Here is an 18,433-nt window from a genome sequence, read left to right as displayed (position 1 = left end):
AAATAAATGACCCTTATTTCTCAAAGTGTATCGCTCAGCTCCAGTCAAACAGCTAGCAGTACGACAGCCTCAACAACGAGTACAGCCACGGCTGCCGGAGCAACCACGGGTGCTTTTAATCAAACACTTACGCAAATGATGACAGGCGGGCAAACGGACTCAGCAGGCACAGATGCGAACGGTTCTCCATTAGTTATGGTACTTCCGCTGATTGCAACCGGAGAATCCACGGAAGCTCCAACCGAGCCGCTGGTCGAAACACTGGCTCCTTTGCTGCAAAATCTCGAAAAGCTGGATGATCAGGTAGCTGCCGATCCTGCTCTGCTTGCTTCTCTGCAAGCGTGGATTCAGCAAGTACAACAGTTTTTGCAAGGCGACGGAACAAATCAACAGTTAAACGGTGGAGAAACGTCAGAGGCGACAGGCTTAACAGCCTTGGCAGCCAACCCGGCTACTCTTCGATTTGCATTGCAGGACGCTTTGTCACAACTTGCCAATGTAGCAGAGCAGGCTTCTGGAGACCAAAAGTCCCAGGTGGCACAGTTGCTACAATCGCTCCAAAGCGCAACGGCAGGGACGGGAGCTATTTCCGATGAGCAGTGGAATGGTGTAATGAAAGCTGTGGAACTTGCTGATGGTGGGGATTCACAAGCGGTTCAGCCTTCTGCAAATCGAGCAAATGGTACTCAGACCGTAGCTACAGCTACTACAGACAAACAGGTTGTTGTTTCTCAGCAGCAAGCAAGTCAGGGCGAAACTAATCAGCAAGGTTCAGAAGGGCAACGTTCATCAACTAATATTCTCGTTCAGTCTACAGTTAAGACGACTGGAGCGGATGAAGCGAGTGCATTCGTAGATGCAACTGAGCAAGCGGATCCGACAGCAACTGACAATCAGACTCCAGTGATCACAACTGCGGGACAGCTTTCGGTACAAACGCAAGGAACAACACCTTCGGCTCCAGCTCAACCAGTCGTACATGTACGGCAATTTGCCAAGGAGATGACCGAATTTGTAGTTCAGAAACTTGACATTGTAAAACACACTGGTTTGACGGAAGCGACTATCATGCTTCGTCCAGATCATCTGGGCCAGCTGGAGGTTAAGCTGACAATGCAAAATGGTCATCTGGTTGCCCAGTTCATGACTGAGCATAGCGGAGCGAAGGATTTGCTGGAACAGCAAATGTCGCAGCTGCGTTCGAGCCTGCAGAGCCAAGGTATCCAGGTAGATAAGGTAGAAGTAACGCACAATGAGTCGCTTTCCTCCCATATGTATCAGGATGGACGCGGATCTGGAGCTAATCAGCAGCAGCAATCCAACCAACGTTCCAAAGCTCGTGGTAGAGAAGAGAGCGAGGATGCTATGAAGGTAGCTGAAATGGCAGAAGAGCTTCGTAACTGGACAGCAGAACAACGCGCAGATGATATGAATCGGACAGGCTCCTTTACAGCACAAGCGTAATGATGGAGGTGAGAACACAATGACGACTACAGACAACAATGTATCCACCAGTAACGTCTGGCCGAATTACAATGTGAATAATGTCAAAACAGCAAGTGCCAAGGATACTAAAACGATGGGTAAAGATCAATTTCTGAAAATTTTGATCACCCAGCTACAAAATCAGGATCCGATGCAGCCTTTGGAGGATAAAGAATTTATCGCTCAAATGGCCCAGTTTTCCTCGGTGGAACAACTGATGAACATTTCTACGCAGTTGAATGCATTAGGACAGTCTTTGGGTACGGCTTCCGGTTTGATAGGAAAAGAAGTCAGCTGGATTGAGGCAGGTAAAAAAGACTCCATTACAGGTGAAGCAGGCGCGGGTACAGTGAAAAGTGGAATCGTGGATTCCATCGTTATTCGCGACGGTGTGCAGTATGCCAAAATGGGAGCGGCTGAGGTAGCATTAAAAGATGTAACATCAGTAAGCCAGGCTAACACAACGACTCCCGCTACAGATACATCGGATACTTCATCTTCTTCCTCTACTGGAAGCGGTGAGAACTCATGAATGACAGGCTAACGGTCGGACGCCTTTTTCCCGCCAACGTGCCCCCGGCAGCAATCTCACAAAACCGAGTAAATTCGGTATCCAAGGATGCCAGACCGTTCGGTCAGGTATTGCAGGATCAGGTGCTCAAGCTGAGCAACCATGCAGCCAAGCGTCTGGAGCAGCGGGGAATAGAGTTGAGAAGTGACCAAATGGCGAAAATTAACTCTGCTGTGGATAAAGCAGCTGCCAAAGGCGCCAAAGAATCATTGATTTTAATGCAGGATATGGCTTTGATTGTAAGTGTACCTAATCGAACAGTTGTTACCGCGATGGATAAGAAATCCATGGAGGATAACGTATTTACGCAGATAGATAGTGCTGTAATTATTTCATGAAAAATGTATACGAAGTGGCTGGCCCGAATAGGAAAGCCATGAAAAAGCCGCGGATCGACTGATGCGGTCAACTAAGCAACCAATCAGAGGAGGATTTATACTCAATGTTGAGATCAATGTATTCAGGTGTATCGGGCATGAAGGGCTTTCAAACGAAGCTGGACGTTATCGGTAACAACATTGCAAACGTAAATACTACAGGCTTCAAGTCCAGCCGAGTGATGTTCAAGGATATCTTGAGCCAAACGAGTTCAGGCGCAAGTGCACCAGACGGAACCACAACCGCCGGGCAGAATGCCAAGCAGGTAGGTTTGGGGGTATCGGTCAGTTCAATTGATACACTGCACCTTCCAGGTAGTGCAATGACTACGAATAACCCAACGGATTTACGTATTAACGGTGACGGATTTTTCCTGGTCAAAATGAATGATGCACAGGAAGTTCCTTATCTGACTCGTGCGGGCGATTTCCACATAGATGCAAACCGAAATCTGGTTACATCTGATGGATTTTTCGTAGGAGATGCGGGTGGAGATCCCATCACACTTGCTGACAATGTTACGGCAGTCTCTATCTCACAGGACGGTACAATTGTACAACAATTGGATGACGGAACAGTTGATAATGGTACACAAATTGGATTAGCCAGAGTCACGAATCCAGAAGGTTTAGAAAAAATCGGTGGGAGCTTGTACCGTACTACGGTCAACTCAAATATTGATGCAATTGAGCCTGGAGCAGCCAACTCAGAGGGGCGTGGAGCTATCATCGCGGGTCAGCTGGAAATGTCCAACGTTGATCTGACAGGCGAATTTACCGAAATGATCGTAGCTCAGCGCGGATTCCAAGCGAACTCGCGTATCATTACGACCTCGGATGAAGTGCTTCAGGAAGTTGTAAACTTGAAACGATAATCTCATTTAAACGCGGAGGAGTAGAGGCTCCTCCGCACCTATCAGGAGGTTGGTGTTACGATGATCCCGTTAACGCGGCTGAACGGCTCGCCTATGTGGCTTAATGCGCTGCTCATTGAGACTGTGGAGGAAACACCGGATACATACGTCACTTTGGTGACGGGGAAACGGTTGATTGTATTGGAAAAAGCGGCAGATGTCGTCTCCTTGATCAAGGGTTACAGCCGTGAAATCGGCATGCATGCCGCCACGATAAAAGTGCAACAAATGGAGGAAGACGAATGAAGAAGATGCTGCCATGGCTCATTACAATTTTACTCGCGATTACTTTGATTGCAGGCGCGGCCTTTGTACTTATACCAGCGCTTAGCGGGAAGAAGTCGGAAGTCATACCGAATGCGCAAGCTGCTCAAGCAGAACAACTTCCAAGATTGTCAGCAGATGAATTGGTGGAAGTGAGCTCTGAAATTACCGGTATCAAAACGAATTTGGCAGACGCAGATTACATTGTCCAGATGAACCTATCTTTTCAATTGAACGATGCCAAAGCAAAAGAATCTTTTGAAAAAATCAAAGATATCAGTATTAAGCCCATCGTTATTCAATTACTTGCAGACACCAAACCTGATGAGCTCAGAACGGCTAAAGGCCGGGACCAGTTCAGTGACAAGCTGACGGATCTCATCAACAAGTCGCTCCCTGAAGGTCACCTGGGGAACGCCAAAATTACAGACTTTTTGCTGGCAGCCATTTGATTCCAGGTGAACTTGTCAGGAACACGTAAGGGGGTGAATAACATTGGTGGATGTACTGTCACAAGGGGAAATTGATGCCCTTTTAGCAGCTCTTTCGTCCGGTGAAATGGATGCGGAAGAACTTAAAAAGGAAGATACCCAAAAGAAAGTTCGCGCTTATGATTTTAAAAGAGCGCTTAGGTTTTCCAAGGATCATATACGGAGTCTGACGCGGATACACGAGAACTTTGCACGGTATCTGACCACATATTTTTCAGCGCAGCTTCGTACTTTTGTCCAAATTAATGTCGTTCAGGTGGAGCAGCTTCCTTATGATGAATTCATTCGCTCCATTCCAAAAATGACCATTCTAAACATTTTTGAAGCTGAACCGCTGGAAGGCCGTATGGTGCTTGAGGTTCACCCGAACGTTGCTTATGCCATGTTGGACAGGCTACTCGGAGGAACAGGTTCGGCACCGTCAAAGGTTGCTGCGTTGACCGAAATCGAGACGACGATCATGGAGCGAATTTTCAGTCGTACCTTTGATAGCCTGCAAGAGGCTTGGAAAACGGTACTAGACATTGAACCGCGCCTAGAGGCGATGGAAACAAATCCGCAGTTTATGCAGATTGTTTCGCCGAATGAAACGATTGCTCTGATTTCGCTTAGCACCAAAATTGGTGATACCACAGGGATGATTAACCTCTGTATCCCGCACGTGGTATTGGAACCCATTATGGCTAGACTGTCCACGCACCAGTGGTTTACATCCGAAAAGAAATCAAGGGCGCCCGAAGAGATCGACGCCTTGAGATTACGGGTCACCAAAGCAGAGCTCCCTATTATTGCGGAGTTGGGTGAATCCCGGATAAATGTAGCCGAGTTTCTGGGTCTTTCGGTAGGGGATGTCATTTCATTGAACAAGCCTGTCAAAGAAGGACTATCCATCCGGGTAGGCGAGAAATTGAAGTTTATGGGAAGTCCCGGCATGGTAAGAGATCGTGTTGCCGTACAAATTGATGAAATTGTCAACGAAGGAGTTGAAGAAATTGACGAGTAAAGACTATTTGTCCCAGGAGGAAATCGATGCCTTGCTGAAACAGTCTGAAGCGGGGACGGATTCTACTCCCGCCAACAAGACCGTTGACGATTTTCTGACTCCTCTGGAGCAGGATGCTCTCGGGGAAATCGGTAATATAACGTTCGGCAGCGCAGCTACGGCTCTTTCCACACTGCTCGGTCAAAAGGTGGATATTACGACACCTAAAGTTTCAATTATTACCCGTTCTGAATTTGAAACTGCATTTCCAAAGCCACACGTAGCTGTACATGTAAATTATGTCGATGGATTCGAGGGTATTAACTCACTCGTAATCAAAAAGCGTGATGCACAAGTGATAGCGGACTTAATGCTTGGTGGTGAAGGAAACCCAGTAGATGAAGAATTGAATGAAATCCACATCAGTGCCGTGCAGGAAGCGATGAACCAGATGATGGGGTCGTCGGCGACCTCTATGTCTACCATGTTTAATCGTTTTGTTAATATCTCTCCACCGGGGATTGATATTTTGGATCCTATGCACGGTGATGGAGTATCCAGTCTGCCGGATGAAGAGACGCTCATTACAGTATCCTTCCGGTTATTGATCGGGGATCTTATTGACTCTACGCTGATGCAATTGTTACCTGTTAATTTCGCCAAAAAAATGGTGAGCATCCTAATGAATGGCGGAGAGGAAGAGGAACAACCGCAAGCGTCCGCACAGCAGGTAGCTGCAACAGCAACTCCTGAAGCGCCGCAACAAGCTAGCGTTCCGCAGCAACCGCCTGCACCAGCCTATCAGCAGCCGCCTGCAGCCGCGCAGGCGCCGCAAGACCCAAGCTATGGGCAACAACCGCCAATGTATCCTCAAGACCCGGGATACGGGCAGCAGGGCGCTCCAGGCTATGGAACACCGGGTTATGGAATGCCAGCTGGTGTACCACCGCAAGCTCCTTACGGAACGCCTCATCACTACGGCGCAGTACCGGGACGTAATGTAAATGTACAACCTGTACAATTTTCTAACTTGCAGTCCGGTGCATTTGCGCAAGTGGATGAAAACAATTTAAATTTATTGATGGACATTCCCCTTAGAGTCACCGTAGAATTAGGAAGGACCCAAAAGCAAATTAAAGATATTCTGGAGCTCTCACAAGGTTCAATTATTGAACTGGACAAGCTTGCCGGGGAGCCGGTGGACATTTTGGTTAACAACAAACTGATTGCCAAGGGCGAGGTTGTCGTAATCGACGAGAACTTTGGCGTGCGTGTAACAGATATTGTAAGCCAATGGGACCGTATTCAAAAATTACAATAAAAGCATAATTTAGGGAGGATTTATTTCAGATGGCAAACCGTATTTTGATCGTGGACGATGCTGCATTTATGAGAATGATGATTCGGGACATCCTGTCCAAAAATGGATTTGAAGTAGTAGGAGAGGCCCAGGACGGATCACAGGCCATTGAAAAATTCAAGGAGCTTCGTCCGGACCTGATTACGATGGATATCACGATGCCTGAAATGGACGGCATTGCCGCTCTGAAGGAAATCAAACAAATTGACGCGAACGCAAAGGTTATCATGTGTTCCGCGATGGGTCAGCAAGCAATGGTTATTGATGCCATTCAAGCTGGCGCAAAAGATTTTATCGTTAAGCCTTTCCAATCGGATCGGGTTATCGAAGCCATCAACAAAACACTGGGTGTGTAAGGCGCACCCAGTATGGATACACAACAGGGTGCCTCTGACGCATTGAGTACATCCAGCAATATAGGCAACATTGCCTGGGTCCTTTTCGTGCTAATCTTTATCATCGTACTGATCGTGTACTTGATACGGTTTTTGAGTAAAAGAAATCAGAGCTGGTTCAGCAACCGCTCCGTTCGCATACTGGGAGGCGTGGGACTTGGTCCCAATAAATCCCTTCAGCTTGTTGAAGTTGGTAGCAGTGTGTACCTCATTGGTGTGGGAGAAGATATCCGGCTTGTTGACAAAGTATCCGATCCTGAAGAAGTGGAGCAAATTTTGGCCGCACTGGAGCAAGAAGCTTCTCTGCAGCGCGGCCCGATTGCCCCGCTATTCGCTAAAATTGCGGATAAGCTTCGCCGGAACAACGCGGCACAGCAGCAGCCTGAAGAGGAGACATCTTTTCACGAGATGTTTGAATCCAAGCTTCGGCAAATGCCGAATCGCAAGGATAAACTTGAAAAGCTGCGCAATGAGGAGAATACTACAGATCGGTCGGGAGATTCATGAGAAAAAAGATTATACTTGCATGTTTGCTGCTTGTCTTGTTCAGCTTCATTTCGGTGACGGCGGCCTCTGCGGAACCGATTCCGAACATTGATATTCAAGTCGGCAATTCGGACAAAGGACAGCCCGGTGCCACCTCGCTGTCTATTATTTTACTTATTACTGTCATTAGTGTAGCGCCGGCGCTGCTTGTACTTATGACAAGTTTTACGCGAATTGTGATTGTGCTTGGCTTTGTGCGAACTTCGCTGGGAACCCAGCAGATGCCGCCTAATCAGGTGCTTGTCGGGCTGGCTTTGTTTCTCACTTTATTCATTATGGCACCGACGTTCTCAGCTATGAATGAAACTGCACTTCAGCCGTATCTCAAGGGGGATATAACACAGTCTCAGGCGCTGGATAAGGCATCGGTACCGATCAAGACCTTTATGTTCTCTCATACACGTGAGAAGGATCTACTGCTCTTTATGAAATACACCAAGATGGAAAAACCAAAGAATTATCAGGATATTCCACTAACGGTGATGGTTCCGGCTTATGCAATCAGTGAGTTGAAGACGGCATTTCAGATGGGCTTTATGATTTTCATACCGTTTTTAGTTATAGACATTGTGGTGTCGAGTACACTCATGGCTATGGGGATGATGATGCTACCACCAGTAATGATTTCACTTCCTTTTAAAATACTGCTTTTCGTACTTGTAGATGGTTGGTATTTGGTTGTCAAATCATTGCTTCTGAGTTTTAACACATGAATACTTCATGCAAGGACAGCAATCAAGGAGGACGGCAATGACTTCGGAGTTTATTATTTCCCTGGCTGGGCAAGCGGTGTACATTGTACTCAAGGTGAGCGCTCCGATGCTGATTTTGGGGCTAGTCGTGGGTTTGATTATCAGCATTTTTCAGGCGACAACCCAAATTCAGGAGCAAACACTGGCCTTTGTTCCGAAGATTGTCGCCGTATTGCTGGCATTGCTTTTGTTCGGGCCCTGGATATTGACCACATTAGTGGACTTTACGTATAACATTCTGGACAATTTGTACAAATATATAGGTTAGGCTGAATGTTATGAACATATTGTTACAGAGTTTTCCTGTTTTTTTGCTGATTTTTTGTCGGATTACCTCATTTTTTGTAGTAGCGCCTATTTTTTCAACCCGAGGGGTACCTAATATCTTTAAGGTCGGAATTTCAGGATTTCTAGCTTTGGTCGTGTATCTTACATATGGTACGCATCAACAGGTACCGACCGATGTAGCGTATGTGCTCTTAGTGGGCCGTGAAGTGCTGATTGGGTTGTTATTGGGGTTTACTGCATATCTGTTCATGACAGCGATCCAAACCGCAGGTTCTTTTATAGACCTACAGGTGGGTTTCGGAATGGCGAGTGTGTTTGATCCCATGACAGGGGCTTCAACGCCTTTAACGGGGAATTTCAAGTTTGCCATAGCTGTATTGTTCTTTTTAAGTATAAATGGGCACCATCATCTGCTAAATGCTATCTTATACAGCTATGATTGGGTGCCGTTGACAAATGATTTTTTTGTAAAGCTGTATGGTGGCAGTGTAACTGAATTCTTGGTACGTTCTTTTGCGGAATCATTTATGCTTGCTTTTCAAATTGCTGCTCCCATTGTAGTGGCTACCTTTTTAACAGATGTGGGACTCGGTTTTTTAGCTAAAACAGCGCCACAATTCAACATTTTTGTTATTGGTGTACCTCTTAAAATTATTGTGGGACTGTTCATGTTACTGCTTCTCATGCCAAGTTTTGCTTTTATATTCGAAAGATTGTTTTCTGTGATGTTCGAATCCATGCGCAACTTGTTGGATATTATGGGTAATCGTCCTTAATGTCTGGTCTGGAGGAACGTAGTTTGTCATTTAAATATGCTATGAACCTGCAGTTGTTCTCAGGGGAAAAAACGGAAAAAGCTACACCCAAAAAGAAACAGGATGCAAGACAAAAAGGGCAGGTTGCCAAAAGCATGGAGTTGCCCGCCGCTGGTGTCCTGCTGGTTACGTTTTTTTGCCTCATGATTTTCGGCGGGTATTTTAAGGATCATGCTGTTCGACTATTTCGAGATATTTTTGTGAATCGGCTCTCTATGGAGGTAACGCCGAACACAACGCTGCTGATGATGGGCGAGTACGGCGTGCAAATCTTGATTATGCTGGCACCTATTTTTATTGGGGCTATTGTCATCGGGATAGTAGCGAATTACATGCAGATCGGTTTTTTATTAACCGGAGAGGGCATTACGCCCAAGTTTAGCAAGATTGATCCGATTAAAGGATTCAAAAATATTTTTTCCATGAGGTCATTGGTTGAATTCCTGAAATCTGTTTTAAAGATGACCGTAATTGGTTATCTGGTGTACAGCGTACTCTGGAAAACAAAGGCTGACCTACCCAAACTAGCTGAAATGTCCGGCGATCAGATGTTGAGCTTTACAGCTTCATTAACAATGGAACTGGGACTCAAAATTGGTGTGGTGCTGTTCGTTTTAGCGGTGTTGGATTATATGTATCAACGTTACGAGCATGAGAAAAACCTGAAAATGTCCAAGCAGGACATTAAGGATGAATACAAGAAAATGGAGGGTGACCCGCTGATCAAGGGGAAAATTCGCGAGCGTCAGCGCCGTATGGCTATGCAGCGTATGATGCAGGAGGTTCCTAATGCAGATGTCATCATCACCAACCCTACGCACTTTGCTGTGGCTTTGAAATATGACGGTTCGGAGATGGAAGCGCCGCAGATTATTGCGAAAGGGCAAGATTACGTTGCACTCCGAATTAAAGAAATTGCCAAGCAAAACGGCGTAATAACGATGGAAAACAAGCCGCTGGCGCGGGCGCTGTTTCAACGAGCCGAAATCGGGGATGCGATACCAGCTGATCTGTTCCAGGCCGTTGCCGAAGTGCTGGCGTATGTATATAAATTAAAAGGTAAAGTGAAATAAAGGGATCGGAGGGCTAGAGACCCGTGAAAATAAAAGAAATAACTGTCCTTGCAGGCGTCATCGGTATCGTTCTTATGATGATTCTCCCGATCCCATCATGGCTGCTGGATATCCTACTCGTCATTAATATTTCTATTGCTTTGATGATTCTACTCGTTTCTATGAACACGAAGGAAGCATTACAGTTCTCTATTTTCCCTTCATTGTTGCTCATTACCACGTTGTTTCGATTGGCACTTAATATTTCTACAACCAAACTTATTTTAGGTGAGGGCCATGCAGGGGAAGTAGTTGCTACGTTTGGTAGTTGGATTGCAGGAGGGCAAATTGCCGTCGGTTTTGTTGTCTTTCTCATTCTCGTGGTCGTACAGTTCATTGTTATCACCAAGGGATCTGAGCGGGTTGCTGAGGTAGGCGCACGGTTTACGTTGGATGCGATGCCGGGTAAACAAATGAGTATTGATGCTGATCTGAATGCAGGTTTGATCAATGAGCAGCAAGCCCGTGAACGACGCAGTAAAATCGAACGGGAAGCAGATTTTTACGGAGCGATGGATGGTGCGAGTAAATTCGTTAAAGGTGATGCCATTGCTAGTATTATCATTTTGATCATTAACTTGGTCGGTGGCTTTATTATCGGTATGGCCGTTCAGGGAAAAGGATTTCAAGAGGCGCTGTCGACTTATTCTGTCCTCACCATCGGTGACGGACTGGTCAGCCAGATTCCCGCACTGCTCATATCCACGGCGTCAGGCTTGATTGTTACGCGGGCTACGTCGGATGGCAACTTGGCGGAGGATTTAACTGGACAGCTCTTTTCTTATCCAAAACTGATCTACATTGTGGCAGCCACAATTGCATTATTGGGACTTTTCACACCTATTCATATCATTACAACTCTTCCACTGGCGATACTGCTGTTTTTCGCGGCTCGAAGAATGCAGGGCAATATGGAGCGCAAGCAGATAGCCGATGAACAGCTGGAAGAGGAGCAACAAATTGAAGAAGTCCGTAGTCCGGAAAGTGTCATTAATCTGCTTCAAGTAGATCCAATTGAATTTGAATTTGGATACGGGTTAATTCCGCTGGCGGATACACAGCAGGGCGGGGATTTATTAGATCGGATTATTATGATCCGTCGTCAATGTGCTTTGGAGCTGGGTTTGGTTGTGCCGGTCATTCGTATTCGGGACAACATTCAGCTCAAGCCTAACGAGTATGTAATTAAAATTAAAGGTAATACCGTGGGCGGCGGAGAGCTTCTGTTAAATCATTACCTGGCTATGAGTCCAGGATACGACGATGATTCTATTACAGGAATCGAAACGACGGAACCAGCCTTCGGATTGCCTGCGCTCTGGATTGATGAGAACACCAAGGATGTTGCGGAACTATCGGGTTATACCGTAGTTGATCCACCTTCAGTTGTAGCTACTCATCTTACGGAGACGATCAAGAAACATGCTCATGAGTTGCTTGGCAGACAGGAAACACGGTCGCTGGTCGACAATCTCAAAGAGAATTATCCAGTGCTGGTGGACGACCTTATTCCTTCTGTGCTTGCGATTGGGGATGTACAAAAAGTGCTGGCCAAGCTGTTGAAAGAAAAAATCTCCATTCGCGATATGGTGACTATTTTCGAAACATTAGCTGACTACGGCACTTATACAAAAGATCCCGACGTGCTGACTGAATATGTCCGTCAGGCGTTGTCCCGCCAGATTACGCAGCAATTTGCCCAACAAGGGGAGACGTTACGCGTTATTACAGTGGGACCAGGATTGGAGAAGAAAATTGCTGAAAGCGTGCAACAGTCGGAGCAAGGTAGCTACTTGGCTCTTGATCCAGTGTCTACGCAAACGGTGTATCAAAGAATGATGGAGCAAATCAACCGCCTTATTCAATCTGGACAGCAGCCTATTGTGTTAACGTCACCGACAATTCGTATGTATTTGCGGCAAGTGATGGAGCGGACGATGCAGGATGTCCCGGTGCTGTCGTACAGTGAGCTGGAGCCGAACGTTGAAATTCAAAGTGTCGGGGTGGTGAACTTATGAGAGTGAAACGATATGTAGTGGATACCATGCCAGAAGCTATGCTGCAAATCAGGGGTGACTTAGGAACAGACGCCGTCATTTTAAGTACAAAAGAAATGAAGGTTGGCGGTTTCATGGGAATGTTCAGTAAAAAGAAAATCGAAGTGGTTGCTGCGGTAGAGGAGAAGCAACCTCAAAAGCCACGACGGTTTGGACCCTCTTCACAAGAACTTGCCCAGGCGGCTTCACCTCTAATGAACGCTCCTGAACAGCCAGAAAAATCATTTATGCCTGTGGTTCCCAGACAAGCTGCTCCAGAAGCTTATCGACGGGTAACGCAGATGACGGGTGGTTCCAAAGAAGAACAAGCTGAATTAACGATTAATGAAGAACAAGCTGCTTCAGCAACTGAGCATTTGTCATCTAGGTCTGCAAATAATCTGGAGACTATATCTCAAGCACTTGATCATGAAGCATTGCTTTCGAACATGAAATCATCCAGTGAACTGTTTAAACAGCCCATTGAAGTAAGTGCTCCAGATAAGAGCGGAGTAGAGGAAAATCAGGCTCTGCTTAATGAATTGCGGGAAATGAAAGCCATGATGACTCGGTTTTCCCGAAATTCTTCATTGGAAAGTACTTGGCCGGAGCCGTTGCAAGAGATTTGTGAGCATGTACTGGAGCAGGAAGTGGAACGTGATTTACTGGAGTATTGGCTCGAACAGGTATATGTGCGTCGGAGTGAGCACCCTTTTGCGCCTGAAACTTTTGATTGGGAACAAGCCTTTCGTGAGGAAGTGGCCAGTTTTATTCAGACAAGACTGGACAAAGGGATCTCTAAAGATACCAAAATTGTGTATGTGGCAGGTCCTACCGGAGTAGGGAAAACGACAACCATTGCCAAGTTAGCAGCAGAGCAGTTGTTTAAGCATCATCGCAAAGTTGGATTTATTACTTCTGACACGTACCGGATTTCAGCCGTCGAGCAACTGCGTACATATGCTACGATTTTGAATGTACCGCTTGAAGTTGTGCAATCTCCTGGTGACGTCCATAGAGCCATTCAACGTCTGGAACATTGTGACCTGATCCTCATGGATACCGCAGGACGAAATTATCGTAATGAATTACTTGTTTCGGAACTGCAAAGTCTGCTTTCGCCTATTAATGAAAGTGAGACGTATCTGGTACTCAGTCTGACATCCAAAAGTAAAGATATGCTCAATATAACTGGACATTTCAGTAAGTTTGGTCTTGGTAAGGTTGTATTTACTAAGATGGACGAGACAGGTAGCTGTGGTGGGATGTTTAACCTTTTGCATCATTTTCCGATGCAGCTGGCCTATATTACCAATGGACAAAATGTTCCTGACGACCTGCTTCATCCCGATGCAGAAATGGTGACAAGCATGCTGCTTGGACCCAAAGCATCAACAGGAGTTAACGGAGATTCCATATGAGTGACCAAGCCCAATCACTTAGACAAATGGCTTCTTCCTTGGATAAATATCGATTGCCCCCACGTAATCGTCAAGCAAAAATTATAACGATCACCAGTGGTAAAGGCGGGGTGGGCAAATCCAATTTCACGCTGAACTTTGCTCTGGCTCTGCAATCCCTTGGTCGAAAGGTACTTGTGTTTGATGCTGATATAGGTATGGCCAATATTGATGTATTAATGGGAGCCAATTCACAATTCAATCTTCTTCACCTGCTAAAACGTGAGAAATCAATTGATGAAATTATTCAAACGGGTGTAGGTGGTTTGCCTTATATTGCTGGAGGATCGGGCTTGAGCGAATTGTTTACGTTATCGGATAACGATCTGAATTATTTTGCCGAAGAAGTAGAGAAAATGGCGGCAGATATGGATTACATTCTATTTGATACAGGTGCAGGTTTATCCAAAGAAAACCTTAAATTCATCACTTCAGCTGACGAATGCCTGGTCGTAACCACACCGGAACCGACGTCCTTAACAGATGCGTATGCGCTAATTAAAGTCGTCAGCGGGTTACAAAAGGATACGGTATTCAAAATTATAGTCAATCGTGCCGATAACGATAATGAGGCCCGTCAAGTTGCCGATAAGATCGCACTGGTTGCGAAACGCTTTTTGGAGATCGAAATCCCGTTGCTTGGACATATCAGTGATGATACTCATGTCATGCAAGCAGTCAAAAGGCAAGTACCTTTTATGGTTGCTTTTCCGGGATGTGCGGCTTCAAGAGATGTATTGAATCTGGCACACCGTTTTGCAGCAATGCCACAGATTCCGCAATCAGGTGCATTGAGTGGAATTAAAGGGTTTATGCAAAAATGGTTGCGGCGTTCTGTACATTGATTTTGATGAGAGGAAACAGAGGTGTTTAACATGTGTGCTTACCAGGTGCTGGTTGTAGATGATTCGGCCTTTATGCGCAAAATTATTACAGATTTAATTGTAAGGGATGAGTCGTTCAACATCGTAGGTACAGCCGCCAATGGCAAAGAGGCTGTAGAGAAAGTGAAGGAATTGCAGCCCGATTTGGTCACCATGGATGTCGAGATGCCTGAAATGAATGGTCTTGAAGCATTGCCATTGATTATGGCAGCCCATCCGCTACCTGTTATTATGCTGTCAGGCATTAATGAACAAGGTATGAAGGAGACCATCATGGCTCTGGAGGCAGGAGCTTTCGATTTTATAAGAAAGCCTTCCATTGCTCATGCGCAAGATATTGAGCAAGTGAGCAAGGCGCTGCTGGAACAGATGCACACTGCTATGCAAGCAGTGCGGAGCCGCCTGGAACGCAAGGAAGCTAATGAGCGCAAAGCTGCATTGGAACAAGCGGAGAAAACGCCACAGGAAAAGCCTCCAGGACAGGCTGTGACTGAGAAACGAACAGGCAGTCAAGCTTCGACAGACAAGCCTCCTATTGTTCCGCTTGCTCCTTCACCTGCTGTATCAGCTCAGCCGAAGCGTGATGTGGGCAAGTCCGTCCCGGCAACAGCCAAGCAGGAAACTAAACGACAACAGTCTGGAACATCTGTTACAGCGGGGCGCATAGAACAGCCAGCTGCTCAGCCGAGCAAGTCAGTCCAAGCACCTACTGTTCAGAAGAAGGAAGACTTGTCCAAGGGGATGGGACGAACACCAGGGCAACTAAACAGTTCTAATACGGCCGCTGGCAAATCGCTGCATGGTAAGGATAAAGCAGGGCTGGTTAAGCCGGAGCCCCGTAAGACGGTGATTTCATCAGCTACGCCTACTCCTGCGGCTGCTACGCCTCCAGTAACTGCACCTACAGTTCCTGCCACACCTAAGGGATTTTCTCTTAAAAAAGGTGTGCACACGTCCAGCTTTCGCAAACTGGTGGCGGTGGGATGTTCTACGGGCGGTCCGCGGGCGCTCAAGACGCTGTTGGAACGCATTCCTGGTGATTTTCCTGCTCCAATCGTTATCGTTCAGCATATGCCGCCAAACTTCACTCGTTCGCTGGCACAACGCTTAAACACGTTAAGTCCACTCCGAGTTGTGGAGGCTGAGCAGGGAATGACGCTGGAGACTGGAACGGCCTACATTGCCCCAGGGGGATATCAACTAAGAATTGTGCCAGGAGCCGGTGGTAAATACACTGTGTCACTGAAGATGGAGGAAGCTCGCAATGGTCACCGTCCTTCCGTAGATACGATGTTTGAATCGTTGCTCTCGTTAACCTCGTTGGAGCGGCATCTAGTATTGCTCACTGGAATGGGGAGCGACGGGGCCAAAATGATGAAAAAGCTTTATGATGCTGGGGTACAATCCACATTTGCTGAAAATGAGGAAACTTGTGTAGTGTACGGAATGCCCCGCTCAGCAGTAGAGTTAAAATGTGTGCGTCACCTTCTGCCAATGCAGGAGATCGCCCCCAAGCTTGTACAAGTTGTGAAATAATCGGAGTGTAACTCATGGAGGAGGTGTCTCACAATGGACATGAACCAATATTTAAACATGTTTATTGATGAGTCGAATGATCATCTGCAATCTCTTAACGAAAAAATGCTTCAACTGGAAAGCAATCCAACCGATCTAGGCATCGTTCAGGTGATTTTCCGTTCTGCCCATACCCTCAAGGGAATGGCTGCTACGATGGGGTTTGAAGACCTAGCATCGCTCACTCACCAAATGGAAAACGTTCTTGATCTGGTACGTAACAACAAGCTGGCGATGCATGAATTTATATTCGATACCTTATTTAAAGGATTGGATGCTTTGGAGTCCATGGTGCAGCACATTACAGAGGGAGGCGACGGAAAAGCGGATGTCTCCTCTATTGTATCTTCACTACAATCCATCGTGAGCGGGGATTTCCAAAAGTCTGGCGCAAATGCTGCCACTGAGGAGTCTCCATCTAAAAAAGTGGACAAAAACGATAGTGCTGGGCTTGTCTTGGATCAGTTCCAGTATTCTGTACTGGAGCAATCTATTTCTGAAGGACATCGTGTTCACTATATACAGGTAACAATCAGCTCAGAGAGCCAGTTGAAGGCGGCACGTGCTTTTATGGTGTTCAATACGCTGGAAAACTCTGGTGAAATCGTCAAGGCCTATCCGTCGGTACAGGATATTGAGCAGGAGAAATTCGAGCAAAGCTTCTCGTTATATTACATAACGCAGAAAGAAGTTGGGGAGCTGGAAAAGGAAATCGCGGGTATCTCTGAAATTGAGACTGTCTCAGTGGTACAACTAGATCAGGAATCACTTAAACAAATGAGCGAAGTTACTGCTGGACTGGCTGAGACTGCTGCGGTACAGGAAGCTCCTGTTGCCGTGCAACCACCTGCTCCTTCCCAGCCGCAGTCTCCAGCTGCGGCCTCTGTGGCTAAGCCAGCTGCAGGTAAGGCGCCAGCAGCTAAGGCAGCTGCGCCTACGCATAACCGTACGATTCGTGTAGATATTGAACGTCTGGATGTACTTATGAACTTATTTAGCGAGTTGCTTATTGACCGTGTGCGCTTAGAGCAGTTGGCAAGTGAAGCTTCCAATCCAGCACTGACAGAAACCGTAGAGCACATGAGTCGTGTGAGCAGCGATTTGCAAAACGTCGTTCTTAAATTGCGGATGGTACCAGTAGATACTGTTTTCAATCGTTTTCCGCGTATGGTGCGCGATCTGGCCAAATCGCTGGATAAAAAACTTGATTTGGTTATTACTGGAGCAGAGACTGAAATGGACCGCACTGTTATCGACGAAATTGGCGATCCTCTGGTGCATTTGCTTCGTAACTCCGTGGATCATGGCATTGAGTCGGTAGCCGATCGGATAGCAGCTGGTAAACCTGAGACAGGAACGGTTAACTTGCGTGCTTTCCATAGCGGAAATAACGTATTCATCGAGATTGAAGATGACGGAAATGGTATTAATCGCGATAAGGTACTAAACAGTGCTATTTCTAAAGGGATTTTGACGGCAGAGCAGGCAGCGGTCATGACCGACGAGGAAGCCTATCAGGTATTGTTTGCTCCGGGCTTTAGCACAGCTGCAGTCATTTCAGACGTATCAGGACGCGGTGTCGGTTTGGACGTTGTTAAATCCAAAATCACCGCTTTGGGTGGCAATGTTACGGTTCACTCTACACTGGGCCAAGGCACTAATTTCTCTGTGCAATTGCCGCTGACCCTATCCATTATTGCAGCCATGATGATACAGATCGGTTCTGAAAAATATGCGATTCCATTGTCCTCCATTGTGGAAACTGCGATCGTCAAACGGACACAAATTCGTTCTGTACATGGCAATAAAATGATTGCTTTCCGCGATTCTCATATCCCGCTCATCTCCTTGAGTCAGCTGTTTGAGGTACCGGACTTCAATGAAGATGAAGAAGAAGAGACAGAGGTCGTGGTCATCCGCAAGGGAGACCGTCTGGCAGCTCTTTCCGTACAGGACTTTTTGGGGCAAAGTGAAATTGTCCTTAAAAATCTGGGCAAATACCTTCCAAACATCCAAGGAATTTCAGGCGCCACGATTCTGGGTGACGGTCAGGTTGCTTTGATCATTGACCCGAATGTTTTCATTAAATAATGTCTTCATCAGAAATGAAAGAAATGTGAAGTTGC

General features: G+C 46.4%; 19 protein-coding genes. All 19 read left to right on the top strand.

Annotated elements, in window-relative coordinates; translation table 11 throughout:
* The first annotated feature begins 6 nt into the window (after window positions 1-6).
* A complete protein-coding gene (locus NSS66_RS01485; protein WP_023988190.1) occupies window positions 7-1,464 on the top strand; it encodes a flagellar hook-length control protein FliK in 1,458 nt (485 codons plus the stop codon).
* 19 nt (window positions 1,465-1,483) lie between these two features.
* A complete protein-coding gene (locus NSS66_RS01480) occupies window positions 1,484-2,017 on the top strand; it encodes a flagellar hook capping FlgD N-terminal domain-containing protein (RefSeq protein ID WP_053325259.1) in 534 nt (177 codons plus the stop codon).
* Entirely contained in the window at window positions 2,014-2,394 is a 381-nt protein-coding gene (locus NSS66_RS01475) for a TIGR02530 family flagellar biosynthesis protein (RefSeq protein ID WP_053325260.1), read from the top strand. Before NSS66_RS01480 ends, NSS66_RS01475 begins: the two co-directional genes overlap by 4 nt.
* A gap of 104 nt (window positions 2,395-2,498) precedes the next feature.
* Window positions 2,499-3,308: a flagellar basal-body rod protein FlgF gene (gene flgF, locus NSS66_RS01470; RefSeq protein WP_340958304.1), complete on the top strand. Its 810-nt coding sequence runs from the start codon at window positions 2,499-2,501 to the stop codon at window positions 3,306-3,308.
* Window positions 3,309-3,368: 60 nt separating this feature from the next.
* The gene (locus NSS66_RS01465; RefSeq protein ID WP_013309896.1) at window positions 3,369-3,593 is read left to right on the top strand and encodes a flagellar FlbD family protein; all 225 of its coding nucleotides are present in this window, start codon (window positions 3,369-3,371) and stop codon (window positions 3,591-3,593) included.
* Window positions 3,590-4,063, top strand: a complete 474-nt coding sequence (locus NSS66_RS01460) for a flagellar basal body-associated FliL family protein (protein ID WP_023988194.1) — start codon at window positions 3,590-3,592, stop codon at window positions 4,061-4,063. The genes NSS66_RS01465 and NSS66_RS01460 overlap by 4 nt, the downstream gene beginning before the upstream one ends.
* 43 nt (window positions 4,064-4,106) lie before the next feature.
* Window positions 4,107-5,105 (top strand): flagellar motor switch protein FliM, encoded by a 999-nt coding sequence (fliM, locus tag NSS66_RS01455; protein WP_023988195.1) that lies wholly within the window; start codon window positions 4,107-4,109, stop codon window positions 5,103-5,105.
* Window positions 5,095-6,405, top strand: a complete 1,311-nt coding sequence (gene fliY / locus NSS66_RS01450) for a flagellar motor switch phosphatase FliY (RefSeq protein WP_023988196.1) — start codon at window positions 5,095-5,097, stop codon at window positions 6,403-6,405. Before fliM ends, fliY begins: the two co-directional genes overlap by 11 nt.
* A gap of 29 nt (window positions 6,406-6,434) precedes the next feature.
* A complete protein-coding gene (locus NSS66_RS01445) occupies window positions 6,435-6,800 on the top strand; it encodes a response regulator (RefSeq protein WP_010346372.1) in 366 nt (121 codons plus the stop codon).
* Between the two features lie 12 nt (window positions 6,801-6,812).
* Entirely contained in the window at window positions 6,813-7,346 is a 534-nt protein-coding gene (locus tag NSS66_RS01440) for a flagellar biosynthetic protein FliO (protein WP_023988197.1), read from the top strand.
* Window positions 7,343-8,098, top strand: coding sequence for a flagellar type III secretion system pore protein FliP (gene fliP / locus NSS66_RS01435; RefSeq protein ID WP_013309901.1), 756 nt, complete (start codon window positions 7,343-7,345; stop codon window positions 8,096-8,098). Before NSS66_RS01440 ends, fliP begins: the two co-directional genes overlap by 4 nt.
* A 37-nt stretch (window positions 8,099-8,135) precedes the next feature.
* Window positions 8,136-8,405, top strand: a complete 270-nt coding sequence (gene fliQ / locus NSS66_RS01430; RefSeq protein WP_007430038.1) for a flagellar biosynthesis protein FliQ — start codon at window positions 8,136-8,138, stop codon at window positions 8,403-8,405.
* Between the two features lie 10 nt (window positions 8,406-8,415).
* Window positions 8,416-9,201 carry a flagellar biosynthetic protein FliR gene (fliR, locus tag NSS66_RS01425; protein ID WP_023988198.1) on the top strand — a complete coding sequence of 262 codons (786 nt, stop codon included), beginning with the start codon at window positions 8,416-8,418 and terminating at the stop codon, window positions 9,199-9,201.
* Entirely contained in the window at window positions 9,201-10,313 is a 1,113-nt protein-coding gene (flhB, locus tag NSS66_RS01420) for a flagellar biosynthesis protein FlhB (RefSeq protein WP_023988199.1), read from the top strand. The genes fliR and flhB overlap by 1 nt, the downstream gene beginning before the upstream one ends.
* Window positions 10,314-10,336: 23 nt before the next feature.
* The gene (gene flhA, locus NSS66_RS01415) at window positions 10,337-12,370 is read left to right on the top strand and encodes a flagellar biosynthesis protein FlhA (protein ID WP_016820963.1); all 2,034 of its coding nucleotides are present in this window, start codon (window positions 10,337-10,339) and stop codon (window positions 12,368-12,370) included.
* Window positions 12,367-13,809, top strand: a complete 1,443-nt coding sequence (flhF, locus tag NSS66_RS01410) for a flagellar biosynthesis protein FlhF (RefSeq protein ID WP_075154073.1) — start codon at window positions 12,367-12,369, stop codon at window positions 13,807-13,809. The genes flhA and flhF overlap by 4 nt, the downstream gene beginning before the upstream one ends.
* Window positions 13,806-14,693: a MinD/ParA family protein gene (locus NSS66_RS01405; protein ID WP_075154074.1), complete on the top strand. Its 888-nt coding sequence runs from the start codon at window positions 13,806-13,808 to the stop codon at window positions 14,691-14,693. Before flhF ends, NSS66_RS01405 begins: the two co-directional genes overlap by 4 nt.
* Before the next feature lie 30 nt (window positions 14,694-14,723).
* The gene (locus NSS66_RS01400; protein ID WP_075154075.1) at window positions 14,724-16,268 is read left to right on the top strand and encodes a chemotaxis protein CheB; all 1,545 of its coding nucleotides are present in this window, start codon (window positions 14,724-14,726) and stop codon (window positions 16,266-16,268) included.
* A gap of 33 nt (window positions 16,269-16,301) precedes the next feature.
* Window positions 16,302-18,398: a chemotaxis protein CheA gene (locus NSS66_RS01395; RefSeq protein WP_023988203.1), complete on the top strand. Its 2,097-nt coding sequence runs from the start codon at window positions 16,302-16,304 to the stop codon at window positions 18,396-18,398.
* Window positions 18,399-18,433: the final 35 nt, after the last annotated feature.

Source organism: Paenibacillus sp. FSL R10-2748, assembly GCF_038005565.1.
In the GTDB taxonomy this organism is placed as follows: Bacteria; Bacillota; Bacilli; order Paenibacillales; family Paenibacillaceae; genus Paenibacillus; species Paenibacillus polymyxa_B.
Note: the sequence above shows the minus strand (reverse complement) of the source record. Positions and strands in the feature narration are given on the sequence as shown.

Bases quoted from the DNA above. Each gene is read 5' to 3' on its own strand.
- NSS66_RS01480 (WP_053325259.1), top strand. From the start codon at position 1,484: ATGACGACTACAGACAACAATGTATCCACCAGTAACGTCTGGCCGAAT.
- NSS66_RS01395 (WP_023988203.1), top strand. From the start codon at position 16,302: ATGGACATGAACCAATATTTAAACATGTTTATTGATGAGTCGAATGAT.
- flhF (WP_075154073.1), top strand. From the start codon at position 12,367: ATGAGAGTGAAACGATATGTAGTGGATACCATGCCAGAAGCTATGCTG.
- flgF (WP_340958304.1), top strand. From the start codon at position 2,499: ATGTTGAGATCAATGTATTCAGGTGTATCGGGCATGAAGGGCTTTCAA.
- NSS66_RS01465 (WP_013309896.1), top strand. From the start codon at position 3,369: ATGATCCCGTTAACGCGGCTGAACGGCTCGCCTATGTGGCTTAATGCG.
- NSS66_RS01400 (WP_075154075.1), top strand. From the start codon at position 14,724: ATGTGTGCTTACCAGGTGCTGGTTGTAGATGATTCGGCCTTTATGCGC.
- NSS66_RS01440 (WP_023988197.1), top strand. From the start codon at position 6,813: ATGGATACACAACAGGGTGCCTCTGACGCATTGAGTACATCCAGCAAT.
- NSS66_RS01485 (WP_023988190.1), top strand. From the start codon at position 7: ATGACCCTTATTTCTCAAAGTGTATCGCTCAGCTCCAGTCAAACAGCT.
- fliR (WP_023988198.1), top strand. From the start codon at position 8,416: ATGAACATATTGTTACAGAGTTTTCCTGTTTTTTTGCTGATTTTTTGT.
- fliQ (WP_007430038.1), top strand. From the start codon at position 8,136: ATGACTTCGGAGTTTATTATTTCCCTGGCTGGGCAAGCGGTGTACATT.
- NSS66_RS01460 (WP_023988194.1), top strand. From the start codon at position 3,590: ATGAAGAAGATGCTGCCATGGCTCATTACAATTTTACTCGCGATTACT.
- fliP (WP_013309901.1), top strand. From the start codon at position 7,343: ATGAGAAAAAAGATTATACTTGCATGTTTGCTGCTTGTCTTGTTCAGC.
- flhB (WP_023988199.1), top strand. From the start codon at position 9,201: ATGTCTGGTCTGGAGGAACGTAGTTTGTCATTTAAATATGCTATGAAC.
- NSS66_RS01445 (WP_010346372.1), top strand. From the start codon at position 6,435: ATGGCAAACCGTATTTTGATCGTGGACGATGCTGCATTTATGAGAATG.
- NSS66_RS01405 (WP_075154074.1), top strand. From the start codon at position 13,806: ATGAGTGACCAAGCCCAATCACTTAGACAAATGGCTTCTTCCTTGGAT.
- NSS66_RS01475 (WP_053325260.1), top strand. From the start codon at position 2,014: ATGAATGACAGGCTAACGGTCGGACGCCTTTTTCCCGCCAACGTGCCC.